This is a genomic window from Falsiroseomonas stagni DSM 19981, from assembly GCF_900114315.1.
GTDB classification, from domain to species: Bacteria; Pseudomonadota; Alphaproteobacteria; order Acetobacterales; family Acetobacteraceae; genus Falsiroseomonas; species Falsiroseomonas stagni.
Genome location: NZ_FOSQ01000001.1, coordinates 989,906 through 1,006,303, shown reverse-complemented (window position 1 = coordinate 1,006,303; position 16,398 = coordinate 989,906). Strand labels below are relative to the sequence as shown.

Genomic DNA, 16,398 nt, shown 5'->3' with positions numbered 1-16,398 from the left:
GATGCAGGCCGCGCGGCTGGCCGATGGGCGGCTGCACCTGCACCACGGGCCGATCGATGTCGTGCTGCGCGGCTGGGGCCGCGATGCGGCCCTGGCGGAGCAGGCGGCCCTGGTCCGCTTCCCCGCCATCCTGCCCGAGCTCGTCGGCGAATTGGCCCTGCTGCGCCAGCCCCTCGGCGCCATGCCGGAAGGCCCGGTCGCGCGCCGGATGCATGCGGCCTGCGCGCCCTTCGCGGCGCGCGGCCTGTTCATCACGCCGATGGCCGCCGTCGCCGGTGCGGTAGCGGACTACCTCCTCGCCACCATGCGCGCGGCCGCGCCGGGCCTCACCCGCGCCTTCGTGAATGATGGCGGCGACATCGCCGTCTTCGCCGCGCCCGGGGAGAGCCTGGCCATCGGCCTCGCCCTCGATCCGCGCCTCGCGAGTTTCGACGGGGCGCTGCGGCTGCGCGGCGGCGACGGCGTCGGCGGCATCGCCACCTCCGGCCGGCATGGCCGCTCCTTCTCCATGGGCATCGCCGATGCCGTCACGGTGCTGGCGCGGGATGCCGCGACCGCCGATGCGGCGGCCACGCTGATCGCCAATGCGGTGGACATCGACAGCCCCGCCATCGCCCGCGCGCCCGCCTGCTCCCTCGACCCGGACAGCGATCTGGGCGCACGGCTCGTCACCACCGATGTCGGCAAGCTGAACCCGGCAGACATCGCTACCGCCCTCGATGCCGGCGCCGCCACCGCCGCGGGCTTCCTGCGCGACGGCCTGATCATCGCCGCCGCGTTGCGCCTGGCCAGTGCCAGCCGCATCCTGGGCCGGCCCTTCGCACTGGAGACCCCCGCGTGAGCCAGGACCTCGTCATCCGCAAGACCGTCCTCTGCGTGGAGGAGGTGCGCCATGATGGCGGCCCGGTGCTGGCCACCCCCATCCTGAAGGGCTGGTGCGCCGTGGTGCTGCGCAACCCCTTCGCCGGCCGCTACGAGCCCGACCTGATGTGGATGATGGAGGCGATGAAGCCGATCGGCCTGATGGTGGCGGAGAGGCTGCTGGCGGGGCTCGGCGGCGATCCCGGGCGGATCGAGGCCTATGGCAAGGGCGGCATCGTGGGCAGCGCGGGGGAGCTGGAGCACGGCGCGCTGTGGCATGTGGCGGGGGGCTATGCGATGCGCGGGCTGCTGGGCCAGGCGCTGTCCATCGTGCCGTCCATGACCAAGGTGGGGCCGATGGGCGCCATGCTCGACCTGCCCATCCACCACCGCAACGCCGCCTATGTGCGCAGCCATTTCGACGGCATCTCCTGCGTGGTGCCGGATGCGCCTCGGGCGGAGGAGATCCTCTTCGCGCTGGCCATGACCACCGGCGGGCGACCCCATGCGCGGGTCGGCGGGCTGGCGCAGGCGGATATCGCGCAATGGGACGGGCAGCGCTGAAAGGGGTAGCGCCGGGCGCTGTGTTTCCGCTATGTTCCGCAGATCAGAGGTCGGTTCGCGCCCGGACCCCCGCGAAATCGGTGCTAAATGCGCATAAACGGCATAATCGGCTTAAACGGGTTAGTTGCTAAAAAGCAACAGGTGTCTCCAGAAGCGGCGCCAGCCGTGCCGCCCAGGCCTCGATCCCCGCCGCATCCGCCAGCAGATCCTGCCGCACCTCCAGCAGCACGGCGGGGATCCCGTTGGCGTCGCCATGGATGGGGACGGTGAAATCCTCCTCGGCCTCGATGCGGTAGGGCTCATTGGCCCCCACCACCAGCGCCGGGTCGGCCCGCAGCCCGGCCACCAAGCGCTCCCCCAGCGCCGAGGCGTCGGCGTAGAGCACCCCGGCATGCCAGGGGCGCGCCACGCCGCGGAAGACCGGGGTGAAGCTGTGCACGCCCACCAGCATGGCCGGCCGCCGCGCCGCGATCACACCGGCCACCAGGGCGCGGAAGGGCTCGAAATACGCGCACTGGCGGAAGGCGATCTCCGCCGCCGTCAGCCCGGCATTGCCGGGGATGTCGGTGTCCTCGCTCCGCAGCGGGATGGAGGATGGCGCGCCCAAAGGGCGGTTGCAGTCGATGACGAGGCGGGAGACGCCGGACAGCACCAGCCGCGCATCCAGCCGCCGCGCCAGCCCCCGCGCCAGCGCCGCCGCGCCAATGTCCCAGGCGATGTGCCGCTGCCGATCGGCCTCCGACACGCCGAGGTCAGCGTATTGCGGCGGAATCCAGTGGGAGGCGTGTTCGCAGACCAGCAGCACATCGCCGCCGCCGGCCGCGTTCTCCACCCAGGCGATTTCTCCCCCTGGAGGGTTCACGTCACCTCGTCGGTGAAGACGGTGAAGCCGGAGAGGGTGCAGGGCCCGAAGCTCGTCACCATCGCGACATCGGTCGCATCCCGCCCGCGCGCCATCAGGATGCGGCCGATGCGGGGCGTGTTGTTGCGGGCGTCGAAAGTGTGCCAGGCATCGTCCAGATAGACCTCGAACCAGGCGGCGAAATCCATCGGCCCCCAGGGCGGCGGCGTGCCCATGTCGCCCAGGAAGCCCGTGCAGTAGCGCGCGGGGATGTTGACGGCGCGGCACAGCGCGACGGCCAGGTGGGCGTAGTCCCGGCACACGCCGCGACCCGCCGCATGGGCCTCGGACGCCGATCGCGTCGCATCGGCATGTTCGTAGCCGAAGGCGATGTGGTTATGGACATAGTCGCAGATCGCCTGCACCCGCGCCCATCCCGTCGGCCCCTGGCCGAACAGCGCCCAGGCGAGGTTGGAGAGCTTGTCCGTGTCGCAGTAGCGGCTGCCGAGCAGCCAGAGCAGCATCTCATCCGGCAATTGTTCCGGCGGCCATTGGCGGGCCGTCGGCACGCTGCCCTCGACCAGCCCGCTATCCTGGATCAGCAGCTTCGTCCTGATGGTGATCCGCCCGGCCGGCGCCACGATGCGCGTGCAGAAATTGCCGAAGCTGTCGTGATAGGTGCGCGACGGCACCGGCGGGTCGAAGCGCATCTCCTGCGGGCCGATCAAATCGGCGACGCGGCTGGGATGGGCGTGCAGCATCAACGCCATCGGCGTCGGCTGCGGGCAGTCATAGGTGATCTCGCAGCCGGCGCTGATGCGCATGGCGGGCACTCCTCGAAGGGCCGATGGCACGGTAGGCACGGGACATCGGCCGGCGAGGAGCCGGACAGGCGCGTGGCGGCGCGGGTCTCAGGCGGGGTTCTTGAGCGCCCGCATATTGGCCGCGACCCGGCGCTGGGCCGGGCGCAGCGCAGCGGCGGCCACGGCGTCGGGCATGGCGCCCGCCATCATGGCCGCGCCGGCGGCGATGGCGCCGTCGGCGAAGGCCTTCTGCTTTTCCGCCATCATGGCGGTCAGGGTGGAGGCCGCCTGGACCGGGTCCGTCGCCAGCTGCAGGCTGCGCAGCGTGAAGACCCAGCCCGCCTGCCAGGCAAACAGCGCGTAGGCGGCCGGCGGCATCAGAGGACCGCCAGGATGGCTTCCGCCTTGGAAACCTCGAAGGCGCCGGCGGCTTCGACGGCGACATGCGTGACCTTGCCGTCCTTCGCCACCAGGGCGAAGCGCTGGCAGCGCAGGCCGAGGCCGCGCGCCGTCAGGTCCAGTTCCAGCCCCAGCGCCTTGGTGAAGACGGCGGAGCCATCGGCCAGCATCACGACCTGGTCGGTGATGCCCTGGTCGCGGCCCCAGGCGCCCATGACGAAGGCGTCATTGACCGACATGCAGGCGATGGTGTCGACGCCCTTGGCCTTCAGCGCCTCCGCCTGGGTCACGAAGCCCGGCAGGTGCTTGGCGGAGCAGGTGGGCGTGAAGGCGCCGGGGACGCCGAACAGCACGACCGTCTTGCCCGCGAAGAGCTCCTCGGTGGAGACCTCCTTCGGCCCCTCCGCCGTCGCCTGCATGAGCTTCGTGGCCGGAATGCTGTCGCCAACCTGGATCGTCATCGCGGAATCTCCCTCTGTGGGTTCTGACATACGGCGGATCGGGGGGTCGCGTCCATGCGCGGCGGCCATGCAGGCGCGCCATGGAACTCCCGCCGCGCCGGAAGAAGGCCGCTGCGGGATGCCCGCCGCCCCGCGCCATGCTTGCGGCCCGGCGGGGGCGCCGCCATGTTCTGTCGGACCATGGCACGCCGCGCCCCCAAAGCCCCGCCCCCGCCGACCGTCCCGCTTGTCGAGGAAGGCTACCTCGCCGGCCAGCTCCTGGTCGCCATGCCGACCATGGAGGATCCCCGCTTCGCCCGCACCGTCATCTGCCTCTGCGCCCATTCGGCGGAGGGCGCGATGGGCATCGTGCTGAACAAGCCGCTGGAAGGGCTGAGCTTCGACGATCTGCTCGGCCAGCTCGGGCTGGACCCGGTGCCGCCGCAGCGCCGCATCCGCCTGGTCTCCGGCGGCCCGGTGGAGGGCGGCCGCGGCTTCGTCCTCCACACCGCGGATTGGGAGACGGAGGGCAGCCTGCGGGTCAGCGAGGATGTGGCCCTGACCGCCAGCGTCGACATCCTGAAGGCGATCGCCGGCGGCGGCGGGCCGCGGGAGGGCTTCCTGGCGCTGGGCTATGCCGGCTGGGGGCCGGGGCAGCTGGAAGCCGAGATCCAGCAGAATGCCTGGCTCAACGTGCCGGCGGATGCGGGCCTGCTCTTCGGCCGGAATGCCGGCGACCTGTGGCGCCAGGCGCTCGGCAAGCTGCATGTGGACCCCGGCGCGTTGTCGGGCTTCGCCGGACACGCCTGACGGCGTGCCCTCAAGCGCCGGGCGCGCGCTTGGCTCGCCGGACTGCCGGCGGGCCGCATTTCGGGTTGCGCTTGCCCCTGATGCCAGCCCGGCGCATCTCTTCGTCATGGCCACCGCCCCCCGGATTCGCCTGCTGCCGGAGACCACCGCCAACCGCATCGCGGCCGGCGAGGTGGTGGAGCGCCCGGCCGCCGCGGTGAAGGAGCTGGTGGAGAACGCGCTGGATGCCGGCGCCACCCGCATCGCCGTGACGCTGGAGGAAGGCGGCATCGGCCGCATCCTGGTGGAGGATGATGGCGGCGGCATGGGGCCGGATGACCTCGACCTCGCGGTCGAGCGCCACGCCACCTCCAAGCTGCCGGAAGAAGCGGCCCTGTTCCGCATCGCGACGCTGGGCTTCCGGGGAGAGGCCCTGCCCTCCATCGGCGCCGTCGCGCGGCTCACGCTCACCTCCCGCAACGGCAGCGGGGAGGCGCATGCCATCACGGTGGAGGGCGGGCGCAAATCGCCCGTCGCCCCCGCCGCCGGCCCGCCCGGCACGCGGGTGGAGGTGCGGGACCTGTTCTACGCCACCCCCGCGCGGCGGGCGTTCCTGAAATCCCCGCGCACCGAATCCGAGGCCGCCGTGACGGCGGTGGAGCGCCTGGCCATGGCCTGGCCGCGCGTCGGCTTCCGCGTCACCGTCGATGGCCGCGTCGCGCTGAACCTGGCGCCATCCGACCGCGCCGGCCGCATCGCCGCGCTGCTCGGCGCCGATTTCGCCGCCGCCGCGGTGGTGGTGGAGGCCGCCCGCGACGGCATCACGCTGACGGGCCTCGCCGGCCTGCCGACGCATCACCGCGCGACCGGGGAGGCGCAGCACCTCGTCGTCAACAACCGCCCGGTGCGGGACCCCCAGCTCAAGACCGCGCTGCGCGTCGCCTACCGGGATTTGGTGCCGGCCCGGCGCTTCCCCGCGGCGGCGCTGTTCCTGGAGGTACCGCCGGAGGCCGTGGACGTGAACGTCCACCCCATGAAGACCGAACTGCGCTTCCGCGATTCCGACGGGGTGCGCGGGCTGATGATCGCCGCGCTGCGCCGCGCCCTGGCGGTGGGCGCGCAGGGCGCGGCGCCCGATGGGCTGGCCTCCGATGGCTGGTCGGTGGAGCCGGTGGCGGTGCCGTCCTACAGCCCCGTCACCCCCCCGCCCCCCGTCGCCCCTGGCCCGGGCTTTGCGGAGGCGCCCGTCCCCGTCTTCCCGGGCTGGCGCCCGCCCGCCGGCCCCGTCGCGCGCCGCCCTGGCACCGGGGCGCGCCCCCCCTCCCTGCCGCTGGCCTTCGCCCCCGCGCCGGCGCCGGAACCCCTGCCCGACTTCCCGGAGGATGGGCCGCTCGGCCGGCCGCTGGCGCAGATCCTCGACACCTATGTGCTCGCGGAGGCGCCGGACGGGTCGCTGGTGCTGGTGGACCAGCACGCCGCGCATGAACGCCTGGTGCATGAGGCGCTGCGCGCCCAGCTGGTCGAAGGCGGCGTCCGCGCCCAGCCGTTGCTGCTGCCGGCCGTGGTGGAACTGCCCGCCCGCGACGTCGCCCGCCTGCTGGACAAGGCCAGCGAACTCGCGCGCCTCGGGCTGGAGATCGAGGGCTTCGGCCCTGGCGCCATCCTGGTCCGCGCCCTTCCCGCTTTGCTCGGCAATCCCGAACCCGCGCCCCTGCTGCGCGACATCGCCGCCGAACTGGCGGAGATGGATGAGGCGATGGCGCTGGAAACCCGCCTCGATGCCGCCGTGGCGCGCCTGGCCTGCCACGGGTCGATCCGCGCGGGCCGGCGGCTGAAGGGGGCGGAGATGGCGGCGCTGCTGCGCCAGATGGAGGCGACGCCCCGCGCCGCCACCTGCAGCCATGGCCGCCCGACGGTCCTGCGCCTCGGCAAGGCGGAGTTGGAGAAGCTGTTCGGCCGTCGCTGAGCCCCTGGTCGCAGACGGCGCTTCATGGGCAGACTGTCGGAAACGTCCGGACCGCTGGCCCATGCGCCTGATGCAGCTGATCTACGCCTCCCGCCCCTTCGGCTTCAGCGGGGACACGCTGGACGACATCCTGATGACGGCGCGCCGCCGCAACCGGGCGGATGGCATCACGGGCGCGCTGATCTGCCGCAACGACCTGTTCATGCAGATGCTGGAAGGCCCGCGCAGCAAGGTCACGGCCACCTTCGGCCGCATCCTGCGCGATGACCGCCATATCGAGGTGACGCTGCTGTGGTGCGGGGACGCGCCGTTCCGCAGCTTCCCCGACTGGGACATGCTGGAGGACCCGGCACGGTCCTGGATGTGGAACCGGGAGGAGGTGCGCGCCGGCGCGCCCGGCGCGGCCTCCGCCGAGGAAGCCCGCCGCGCCTTCGCCCGCATCGCCAGCGAACCGCGGGAGGGCGCCGCGTCCGGTTGACGCGAGGCGACGGTCGCGGCACCCCTCCGCCATGCCCAAGCTGCAAGCCGCCCAGATCCAGGTCACCCCCTTCCAGCAGAACTGCGCCCTCGTCTGGGACGCGGAGAGCGGGACCGGCACGGTGATCGACCCCGGCGGCGACGTGCCGCGCATCCTGGCCGCGATCGAGCGTGCGGGCTGCACGGTGGACCGCATCCTCATCACCCATGGCCACCTCGACCATGCCGGCGGTGCCGCTGGCCTGAAGACGGCGCTGGAGGCGAAGCAGGGCACGCCGGTGCCGGTGGAGGGCCCGCACCGCGACGATGCGCCGCTGCTGGCCAATATCCCCGCCCAGGGCGCCCAATACGGCGCGCCGGAGCTGCAATCCGTGACGCCGGATCGCTGGCTGGAGGAGGGGGACACGGTCTCCATCGCCGGCCAGCCCTTCGACGTGCTGCACTGCCCGGGCCATGCGCCGGGGCATGTGGTCTTCACCTCCGTGGCGCTCGGCTTCGCGGTGGTGGGGGATGTGCTGTTCCGCGGCTCCATCGGCCGCACCGATTTCGCCTATGGCGACCATGAGGCGCTGATCCGCTCCATCGTCACCAAACTGCTGCCGCTGGGGGACGAGATGCGCTTCCTCTGCGGCCATGGCCCGGGGTCCACCTTCGGCGAGGAACGGCGGACCAATCCCTTCCTGCCGCGGTAGCTACCGCCGCGCCACCCGCTCGCTCATCACGCAGGCCAGCACCACCAGCCCCGCGCCCGCCAGCGTGACCAGCGCGGGCGCGTGGCCCCAGAACAGCGCATCGAAGGCGACCGACCAGATGATGCCGGTGTAGCTGATCGGCGCCAGCCGCGCGGCCGGGGCGTGGCGGAAGGCTTCCGCGATCATCACCGTCGCCCCCGCCACCGTCATCCCCGCGGCGATCATCTGGGCCCAGCCCATCGCCGTCGGCGGCTGCCATTCGGCGATGCCGAAGGGGGCCATCAGCAGCAGCCCCAGCAGCGCCGGCCAGAACAGCACGCGGGCGATCCCGGGCTCATCCCGCAGCTGCCGGTTCAGGATGAAGACGGCGGAATAGGTGCCCGTCCCGCAGAGCGCGTAGAGGTAGCCACTCAAGGGCCCGCTGCCGAGCCCGCTGGCGAAGCCCGGCGCCAGCGCCATCGCCACGCCGCCGAACCCCACCGCGCACCACACCCAGGCGAGTGGCGAGACCCTTTCCCGCAGGAACAGGGCGGAGGCCAGCAGCACGATCAGCGGCGCGGTGAAGAAGACCAGGTAGCCCTCCACCAGCGGCAGGTCGCGGAAGGCCAGGAAGAAGAACGCCGCGCTGCCGAGCATGGCCAGCGCGCGGCCCGCATTCAGCCAGGGATGGCGGGTGGAGAGCCTCCCCATCAGCCGGGGCGCGACGGGAAGCAGCAGCAGCACCAGGACCAGCAGCACGACGAATCGCACCAGCAGCACCTGCGCCATCGCATGGTGGTCGGCCAGCAGCTTGCTGTTGGCATCCAGCACGCCGAACAGCAGGATCGCGCCGAACATCAGCGCGGGACCGCGCACGCCTTTCCCCCCGGGATTCCAGGCGCCCTTCTGGCCGCCGTTCGCGGCGCTGTCCATCGCCTGAAGCGCAGCACAGCCTTGCGCGACCTTCCCGCTTCCCATTCCCCGCGCGCCGGGGCACAAGCCGCGGCGATGACCCCCCGCATAGCCTCGACCCTCATGCCGCTGATGCGCGGCATCGATCCCGAACGCGCGCATGACCTGGCGCTGCGCGCGCTGCGCTTCGGCCTGGCCGGCGCCGACCGGTCCCCGGACGATCCGATCCTGGCCACGGAGGCGCTTGGCATCCGTTTCCGCAACCCGATCGGGCTGGCCGCCGGCTTCGACAAATCGGCGGTGGCCATCGCGCCGCTGATGCGCCTCGGCTTCGGCTTCGTCGAAGCGGGGTCGGTGACGCCCAAGCCGCAATTCGGCAATCCGAAGCCCCGGCTGTTCCGCCTGGTGGAGGACCGGGCGGTGATCAACCGCATGGGCATGAACAATGCTGGCCTGGCGCCCTTCCTGGCGCGCCTCGCCCATCTGCCGAACCCCCGGCCCGCCGTGCTGGGCTGCAACATCGCCATCAACAAGGAAGGCGCGGCGCCCCTGCGGGACTATCCCGCGCTCTACACCGCCGTCGCCCCCCATGCCGCTTATGTCGCCGTCAACGTCTCCTCCCCCAACACGCCGGGGCTGCGCGACCTGCAGGGGGAGCAGCAGCTGCGGGACATCCTGGCGGCGCTGGCGGCGGCGCGGGACGCCATCGCCGGCCCGCGCCCGCCGATCCTGGTGAAGATCGCGCCGGATCTGTCGCCGGGCGCGGTCGAGCCCATCGTCGAATCGGCGCTGCTGCACGGCATCCAGGGCCTCATCGTCTCCAACACCACCATCGCCCGCCCGGCGCCGCTGCGATCCGCACTGAAGTCGCAGGCCGGGGGGCTGTCCGGCCCGCCGCTGCGCGAAGCCTCGACGGAGCTCCTCAAGCGCGTCGCGCGCGTGACGCAGGGGCGCCTGACGCTGATCGGCTGCGGCGGCGTGGGTTCCGGCGCCGATGCGCTGGAGAAGATCAAGGCCGGCGCCAGCCTGGTGCAGCTCTACGCCGCCTTCGCCTATGACGGGCCGGCGCTGATCCCGCGCATCAAGCGCGAACTGGCCGCGGCGATGCGGCGCGAGGGTTTCTCCAGCGTCGCCGAAGCCGTGGGCGTGGATGTGCGATGAAGATCCTCGATGGCGTGCGGAGCCTGGCGCCGCGCTATGACGGCTTCATCCTCGACATCTGGGGCGTCGTGCATGATGGCCGGCGCCCCTATCCCGGCGTGGCGGATGCGCTGGCCCGGCTGACGGAGCAGGGGAAGCGGATCGTCTTCCTGTCCAACGCGCCGCGCCGGTCCTTCGTGGTGCATGAATTGCTGACCGGCATGGGGCTCGATTCCGCCCATTGGACCGCCATCGTCACCTCCGGCGAGATCGCCTGGCGGCACCTGGCGCGGCGGGACACGCCGGCCTTCGCCGCGCTCGGCACGCGAGCGATCCATATCGGGCCGGAACGGGATCTCTCCGTGGTGCGGGACAGCGGCGTCACCATCGTGGCCGATCTCGACCAGGCCGATTTCGTCCTGAACACCGGCCCCGATCCGGATCGGGGGGCGGAGGATGCGGGCGCCTATGCGGCGCAGCTCGCCCCCTGCGCGGCACGCGGCCTGCCCATGGTCTGCGTGAACCCGGACCGGCATGTGATGGTGGGCGACCGCCACATCATCTGTGCCGGCGCGCTGGCCGACCTCTATGTCACCCTCGGCGGCCCTAAGGCGATCGAGATCGGCAAGCCGGACCCCGCGGTCTATGACCCGGTGATGGAGGCTCTGGGCATCGCCGATCGCGCGCGTCTGGTCGCGATCGGGGACAGCCCGCACACGGATTTGGCCGGGGCTCAAGCCGCGGGGATCGATGCGGTCTGGGCGCTGACCGGACTCGCCGCCCATGCCCATGGCGAGGCGCCGGATTCCGACCGCCTGGCCGCGGTGGCGGCGGCGGAGGGCGTGACGCCGGTCGCCGCCCTGACCGGGCTGCGCTGGTAGCGGGGCACGCTTCCCGCCCGGCGCGGGGGCGACCTGCGAAATATGGCCCCTGCGCAGGCGGGCGGCGGTGCCTAGTCTGGTGCCAGTGAACACGCAGAACCCCCAGCCGCCCCCGGCCACGATGCCCCTCCCTGGCGCGCCGGGTGTTTCGGCCGATCCGACGAAACCCCGCCCGCCGATCTGGCTCCTGGTCGCGATGATCGCCATCGGGCCCTTCACCATGCAGGTGCTGGTGCCGTCCCTGCCCTCCATGGGGCGGGATTTCGGCGCTTCCACCGCGGCCGTGCAACTCACGGTCACGCTCTATCTGCTGTCGGTCGGCGTCGGGCAGTTGATCTACGGGCCGCTGTCGGACCGCTTCGGGCGGCGACCGCTGCTGATGGGGGGGCTGGCGCTCTATGCCGTCGCCTCCCTCGGCGCGGCCATGGCGGGGGGGATCGGCTGGCTGGTCATCGCCCGCGCCTTCCAGGCCATGGGCGCCTGCGCCGGCGTGGTGCTGGCGCGTGCCGTCATCCGCGATGTCTGGGCGCGGGACCAGGCGGCCTCCGTCCTCGGCTACGTCACCATGGGCATGACCATCGCGCCGATGCTGGCGCCGCTGCTGGGCAGTTACCTCGACCAGACGCTGGGCTGGCGGGCCAGCATGTGGGCCTGCCTGGTCTTCGGCCTGCCGCTGGCGCTGGTCGCCTGGAAGCGCCTGCCGGAGACGCTGCCCGCGCCGCAGCCACTGCCCGGCTTGTTCGCCATCCTCGCGGCCTATCGCAGCCTCTGGGCCATTCCCGTCTTCCGCGCCTATGCGGCGCTGACGGCCTGCGCCACCGGCGTGTTCTTCGCCTTCCTCGGCGGCGCGCCCTATGTCGTGGTGCAGGGCATGGGCTACACGCCGGTGCAGTTCGCCATCGGATTCGCCGCCATTTCCGTCTTCTTCGCGGCGGGCAATTGGCTGGCGGGGGTGCTGTCCAAGCGCCTCGGCATCCTCCGGATGCTCAGCGTGGGCACGATGATCACCGTGGTGGGCTCCATCGGCGCCGTGGTCGGGCAATTGGCCTTCCCGCCGCATATCCTGGTGTTCTTCGTGCCCATGGTGCTGGTCGGCGTCGGCAACGGCATGACGCAGCCCAACGCCATCGCCGGCGCGCTGAGCGCCAAGCCGCAGCTGGCGGGCACCGCCTCCTCCCTGGTCGGCGCGTTGCAGATGGGCTTCGGCGCGCTGATGACCTTCGTCGTCGGGCTGGTGGAATACGGCGCGGGCATCGGCACGGCGCTGACCATGGCGGCGACGGGCAGCGCCTGCTGGCTGGCGCTGCGAGGCGCGCGGCGGGGCTGATGCGAGGGCGGCCGCCTCCGGCGGCCCGCGGCAAGTGCCGCGAAGCCAAGCGGCCGGAGGCCGCGCCCGGCGTCTGAGGGCACGGCGATTTTCTCCCTTGCGGCTGGCGCCCGATGCGGCGATCCCTGGCGGCAACGAAACGGGAGGATCGACCATGTTCAGGAGCGCATGCCAGGGCCTGCTGGCCCTGCTGCTGGCCACCGGCACCGCCGCCGCGCAGCCCGCCTATCCGACGCGCCCCATCTCCATGGTCGTCGGCTTCGCGCCCGGCGGCCCGGCCGATGTCGTGGCCCGCCTGATCGCGCCCTCCCTCGGGGCCGATCTCGGCCAGACCGTCGTGGTAGAGAACGCCTCGGGCGCCGGCGGGTCCATCGGCCAGGCGAGGGTCGCCGCCGCGCGGCCCGATGGCCACACCATCCTCTTCGGCAGCCTGGCCCAGGCCACCATCCCGACCCTCTATCGCCAACTCAGCTTCGATCCCCTGGCGCTGGAACCGGTGGGCCTGGTGAATGAGGTCCCGATGGCCATCATCGCCCGCCCCACCTTCCCCGCCGCGAATCTGGCGGAGATGGTGGCGCTGGTGCGGCGGGACGGGCGGCGGCTCAACCTCGGCAATGCCGGGGTGGGATCCACCAGCCATCTCTGCAGCCTGCTGCTGATGGCCTCCATCGGCACGCCCGTGACGCTGGTGCCCTATCGCGGCAATGCGCTGGTGATGAACGATCTGGTTGGCGGGACCCTCGATCTGGGCTGCGACCAGACGACGAACAATGCGGAGCAGATCCGCGCGGGGTCGATCCGCGCCTATGCCATCAGCACGCCGGAACGGGCCGCCGCCCTGCCGGGCGTGCCCACCACGGCGGAAGCCGGGCTGCCCGCCATGCGCATGTCGGGCTGGAACATGCTCTTCGCCGCCGCCGGCACGCCGCGCCCGGTGATCGATCGGCTGAACCGCGCCCTGCATGTGGCCCTGCGGGACGAGACGGTGATCCGCCGCATGGGCGACCTCGGCAGCGGGCCGGCGAGCGGGGATCGCACGACGCCGGAAGGCGCGCAGGCCTTCTGGCGGGCGGAGATCGCGCGGTGGAAGCCGCTGATCGAGGCGGCGGACGGGATGGCAAACTGACCTTTGCCATCGGGATGGCAAACTGACCTTTGCCATCGGGATGGCAGGCTGACGAAGGGGGAGCGCTGCTCCCCCTTCACCCCCACGCCAGGGGCCTCGGGCCCCTGGACCGCGAGGTTTTTCATGACATCAACCTGATGACGGTGCAGGCGCATGGGGAAGGCAGCGCCTTCCCCATCATCACCGGCGTGCCCCTACCCCTCGAACCGCGCCAGCCGCACCGCCGTATGGCCGCGCATCACGCGCGGGCTCGGCATCACCAGCAGGCAGTCATCATGCGGGGTGCGGATCTCCGCCTCCCCATCCAGGGCGATCAGCGTGTTGCGGCGGGCAATGATGTCGCCGCCGCGATAGTCGCGCAGGAAGGCGAAGCCGCCCGTGGCGGCCGTCACCGTGCGGGTGACGCGGGCGACGCGGCCGGGTGCCACCAGGACGTCGGGCGCGATCGGCGCGCCATCCTCCGCCATGCCGAGCAGCCGCAGCACCCGCGCGGCCGCCACTTCCATCTGCGCCAGTGTCTCCGGCTGCCAATGCGGCCCGGCCTCCAGCAGCAGGCCGCGCGCGCCATCCTGGCCGAAGCGGGGATGGTCGATCATGCGCAGCCCCGCCGCATGGCCATCATCCCCCACCACCAGCGGCGGCGTGCCCACCAGCCGGCCCAGCGACCGCGCCTCCAGCCCCGTCCCCGCCAGGAACAGCGGGTCGGACGGCCACAGCATGGAATGCAGGTCCAGCAGCACATCCGCCTGCCGCACCACCGGCAGCAGCGCCCGCACCCGTTCCAGCTCCACCGACCGCCGCCCGCCCGCCAGCGCCACGGGCGCCCAGAGGCGGTTCATATCCTCATCCACGAAGCGGCTCGCGGTGGGGTCGCCGGGATCGAACAAGTCGAAGGCCGCCAAATTGGCGAAGAGGAAGGTCAGCCGTCCCCGCCGCGGGCGCACCCCCTCCCGCAGCCAGCGGGTGGCCAGCAGCGCGCCGGAAATCTCATTGCCATGGACCAGCGTGCTGACGAGGAGATGTGGCCCCGGCTCCGCCGCCGCCTGGGTCCAGACGCCGGGGATGCCGACATTCCCCGCCCGCCAGGGCGCGATGTCCGGCACCGGCAGGCGCACGGCCAGGTCGGGCAGGTCGAAGCGGGGCAGGCCCTGGGTGAGGTCGCCGGTCGTCATGCTCATGCGGCCAGCGCGTCGCCAAGGCGGTCGATGAAGGCGCAGCACGCCGCCATCTCGGCCTCCTCGATCCATTCATCGGGCTGGTGCGCCTGCGCCACCTGGCCGGGGCCGCAGACGATGGAATCGATGCCCGCGCGCTGGAAGACGCCGGCTTCGGTGCCATAGGGCACGCGCAGCGGCCCCCCGCGGGCGCCGCAGGACTGGGCAAGCCCCAGCAGCGCCGACCCCGCGGGCAGTTCGAAGGGCGGCGCATAGCAGCGCGTGGCGAAGGTGAAGCCGGCATCCGGCGCCGCCGCGCGCAGGCCCGGCAGCACCTCCGCCGCCAGCCAGGCCTCCAGCGCGCCCCGCACCAGGCGGCCATCCTCCCCGGGGATGCTGCGGACCTCGAAGACGAATTCGGCCAGGTCGGGGACGATGTTGAGGATGGTGCCGGCGTGGAAGGTGCCGGTGTGGATGGTGCTCCAGGGCGGCTCGAACCCCGCCGCCCGGCCGCCTCCGGCGGCGATGCGCCGGGCTTCCCGCTTCAGCCAGGCGACCGCTTCCGCGGCAGCTTCCAGGGCGTTGGCGGTGCGGTGCGTCAGGCTGGAATGGCCTGTCCGGCCGGTGACGCGCACATCCCAGGAGGCGTAGCCCTTGTGGGCAACCACCGGGGTCATCCCGGTGGGCTCGCCCACCACGCAGAAGGCGGGTGGCGGCGCGGCCTCCGCCAGGCTGCCCACCAGCAGCGGGGCGCCGGCGAAGGTCGTCTCCTCATCGAAGCTCAGGCAGAGATGCACGGGCCGCTTCAGCCCCTTGGCCAGCAGCCCCGGCACGGCGGCCATGGCGCAGGCCCAGAAGCCCTTCATGTCCACCGACCCACGCCCGACCAGCCGCCCATGCTGCTGCCGCAGCGCGAAGGGGTCGCCGGTCCAGGCCTGGCCCGCCACCGGCACGCAATCGCTATGCGCCGACAGCGCCACGCCCCCCGCCACGGCGGGGCCGAGGATGGCGTGCAGCGCGGCCTTGTCCTGCACGGGGTCGTGGACGGGCCGACTCTCCACGCCATGCGTGGCAAGCTCGGCCTGCACATAGCGCACCAGGTCCAGGTTGCTTCGCGCGCTGGTGGTATCGAAGGCCACCAGCCGTGCCAGAACCTCGACCGCCTGCGGTCCCGCCCCCATCGGATTCCCCCTTGGGGGCCAGTCTATACGGCGGACACCGCCCGGCAATCCGGCCCGGAGGCGCTTAAAGAAAGTCCATCTTCTACCCGTGATTGAGACTAACGGGGATTGAGCGCCGCCCGCGCCTCCGCCACGAGCCGTTCCAGGGCCGGCAGCTCGATCGCGCCCGGCACCAGGGTATTGCCGATGATGAGCGCCGGCGTGCCTTCGATGCCGAGGCGCTGCGCCAGGGCCAGGTTGCGTTCGATCCGCGCGCCGATGGCGGGGTCGTCCATGTCGCGGCGCAGCCTCGACCAGTCGAGCCCGGCCCTCTCGGCCTGCTGGCGCAGCACCGCCTCGGTCGGTTCCGTCCGCAGCGACAGCAGCGCGTCATAGAGCGGCACGTAGCGCCCCTGCCGCTGCGCCGCGAGCAGGGCGCGGGAGGCAAGGACGCTGTTCGGGCCGAGGATCGGCAGGTCCTTCAGCACCACCCGGACATTCGGGTCCCGCCGCAGCAGCGCGTCCATCGCGGGCTGCAACTGCTTGCAGTAGCCGCAGCGCGCATCGAAGAACTCGACGATGGTGATGTCGCCCCGCGCATTGCCCTTGCTGGGGTCGGCGGCGTCCCGGAACAGGGCGTCGGCATTGCCGGCGATGGCGGCGCGCTGCGCTTCGCTCCGGTCGCGGCGGTCCGCCTCCTCCAGCCCGGCCAGGGCCTCGCGGATGATGCTCGGATCCTCCCGCAGCGCCTGGCGGAGGATGCCGAGGATCTCGGCGCGCTGCCCCGCGGTGAAGGCCGGCGCTTCCTGCGCCTGGGCCGGCGCGCCGCCGGCGATCAGGACCAGGCAGAGGGCGAGGACAGGGCGGAGGAGGGATCGGGTCATGCC

At 72.5% G+C, this 16,398-nt stretch carries 18 protein-coding genes; 10 read left to right on the top strand and 8 right to left on the bottom strand.

Going from position 1 to position 16,398, the window contains the following annotated elements:
- The first annotated feature begins 1 nt into the window (after position 1).
- Both BM041_RS04675 and BM041_RS04670 read left to right on the top strand, forming a co-directional pair.
- Positions 2–841: a UPF0280 family protein gene (locus BM041_RS04675; RefSeq protein WP_092956126.1), complete on the top strand. Its 840-nt coding sequence runs from the start codon at positions 2–4 to the stop codon at positions 839–841.
- Positions 838–1,425, top strand: coding sequence for an amino acid synthesis family protein (locus tag BM041_RS04670; RefSeq protein WP_092956123.1), 588 nt, complete (start codon positions 838–840; stop codon positions 1,423–1,425). Before BM041_RS04675 ends, BM041_RS04670 begins: the two co-directional genes overlap by 4 nt.
- Positions 1,426–1,552: 127 nt before the next feature.
- On the opposite strand, the gene BM041_RS04665 is transcribed toward BM041_RS04670, so the two are convergent.
- The 4 genes from BM041_RS04665 to BM041_RS04650 all read right to left on the bottom strand — a co-directional run bounded on the left by BM041_RS04665 (position 1,553) and on the right by BM041_RS04650 (position 3,929).
- Positions 1,553–2,257, bottom strand: a complete 705-nt coding sequence (locus BM041_RS04665; RefSeq protein ID WP_175533738.1) for an N-formylglutamate amidohydrolase — start codon at positions 2,255–2,257, stop codon at positions 1,553–1,555.
- A 26-nt stretch (positions 2,258–2,283) separates the two neighbouring features.
- Positions 2,284–3,090 carry a transglutaminase-like domain-containing protein gene (locus BM041_RS04660; protein ID WP_092956120.1) on the bottom strand — a complete coding sequence of 269 codons (807 nt, stop codon included), beginning with the start codon at positions 3,088–3,090 and terminating at the stop codon, positions 2,284–2,286.
- A gap of 87 nt (positions 3,091–3,177) precedes the next feature.
- Positions 3,178–3,447: a hypothetical protein gene (locus BM041_RS04655; RefSeq protein WP_092956117.1), complete on the bottom strand. Its 270-nt coding sequence runs from the start codon at positions 3,445–3,447 to the stop codon at positions 3,178–3,180.
- On the bottom strand, positions 3,447–3,929 hold the full coding sequence (locus BM041_RS04650) for a peroxiredoxin (RefSeq protein WP_092956114.1): 483 nt from the start codon (positions 3,927–3,929) through the stop codon (positions 3,447–3,449). The genes BM041_RS04655 and BM041_RS04650 overlap by 1 nt, the downstream gene beginning before the upstream one ends.
- Before the next feature lie 180 nt (positions 3,930–4,109).
- Here BM041_RS04650 and BM041_RS04645 point away from each other — a divergent pair, with 180 nt between their 5' ends.
- The 4 genes from BM041_RS04645 (at position 4,110) to BM041_RS04630 (ending at position 7,832) form a co-directional block, all read left to right on the top strand.
- Positions 4,110–4,718 carry a YqgE/AlgH family protein gene (locus BM041_RS04645; protein ID WP_175533737.1) on the top strand — a complete coding sequence of 203 codons (609 nt, stop codon included), beginning with the start codon at positions 4,110–4,112 and terminating at the stop codon, positions 4,716–4,718.
- Positions 4,719–4,824: 106 nt separating this feature from the next.
- A complete protein-coding gene (mutL, locus tag BM041_RS04640; protein WP_092956111.1) occupies positions 4,825–6,663 on the top strand; it encodes a DNA mismatch repair endonuclease MutL in 1,839 nt (612 codons plus the stop codon).
- Between the two features lie 61 nt (positions 6,664–6,724).
- Positions 6,725–7,141: a BLUF domain-containing protein gene (locus BM041_RS04635; protein WP_092956108.1), complete on the top strand. Its 417-nt coding sequence runs from the start codon at positions 6,725–6,727 to the stop codon at positions 7,139–7,141.
- 31 nt (positions 7,142–7,172) lie between these two features.
- Positions 7,173–7,832 (top strand): MBL fold metallo-hydrolase, encoded by a 660-nt coding sequence (locus tag BM041_RS04630; protein WP_092956105.1) that lies wholly within the window; start codon positions 7,173–7,175, stop codon positions 7,830–7,832.
- Here the strand turns inward: BM041_RS04630 and BM041_RS04625 are convergent, their stop codons facing one another.
- Positions 7,833–8,687: a DMT family transporter gene (locus BM041_RS04625; RefSeq protein WP_175533736.1), complete on the bottom strand. Its 855-nt coding sequence runs from the start codon at positions 8,685–8,687 to the stop codon at positions 7,833–7,835. It lies immediately after the preceding gene.
- A gap of 132 nt (positions 8,688–8,819) precedes the next feature.
- Between BM041_RS04625 and BM041_RS04620 the strand changes: the two genes are divergently transcribed.
- From BM041_RS04620 to BM041_RS04605, 4 genes are all read left to right on the top strand, one after another.
- Positions 8,820–9,884 carry a quinone-dependent dihydroorotate dehydrogenase gene (locus BM041_RS04620; RefSeq protein ID WP_092956100.1) on the top strand — a complete coding sequence of 355 codons (1,065 nt, stop codon included), beginning with the start codon at positions 8,820–8,822 and terminating at the stop codon, positions 9,882–9,884.
- Entirely contained in the window at positions 9,881–10,744 is an 864-nt protein-coding gene (locus tag BM041_RS04615; RefSeq protein ID WP_092956097.1) for a TIGR01459 family HAD-type hydrolase, read from the top strand. The genes BM041_RS04620 and BM041_RS04615 overlap by 4 nt, the downstream gene beginning before the upstream one ends.
- 121 nt (positions 10,745–10,865) lie before the next feature.
- Entirely contained in the window at positions 10,866–12,071 is a 1,206-nt protein-coding gene (locus BM041_RS04610; RefSeq protein WP_092956093.1) for a multidrug effflux MFS transporter, read from the top strand.
- A gap of 154 nt (positions 12,072–12,225) precedes the next feature.
- Positions 12,226–13,197: a tripartite tricarboxylate transporter substrate-binding protein gene (locus tag BM041_RS04605; RefSeq protein ID WP_092956090.1), complete on the top strand. Its 972-nt coding sequence runs from the start codon at positions 12,226–12,228 to the stop codon at positions 13,195–13,197.
- 194 nt (positions 13,198–13,391) lie between these two features.
- Here BM041_RS04605 and BM041_RS04600 read toward each other — a convergent pair whose 3' ends face one another.
- The 3 genes from BM041_RS04600 to BM041_RS04590 form a co-directional block, all read right to left on the bottom strand.
- A complete protein-coding gene (locus tag BM041_RS04600) occupies positions 13,392–14,375 on the bottom strand; it encodes a M14 family metallopeptidase (protein ID WP_342713769.1) in 984 nt (327 codons plus the stop codon).
- Positions 14,372–15,532: an acetylornithine deacetylase gene (gene argE / locus BM041_RS04595; protein ID WP_092956085.1), complete on the bottom strand. Its 1,161-nt coding sequence runs from the start codon at positions 15,530–15,532 to the stop codon at positions 14,372–14,374. Before argE ends, BM041_RS04600 begins: the two co-directional genes overlap by 4 nt.
- Positions 15,533–15,630: 98 nt before the next feature.
- Positions 15,631–16,395 (bottom strand): DsbA family protein, encoded by a 765-nt coding sequence (locus tag BM041_RS04590; protein WP_092956082.1) that lies wholly within the window; start codon positions 16,393–16,395, stop codon positions 15,631–15,633.
- Positions 16,396–16,398 lie beyond the last annotated feature (3 nt).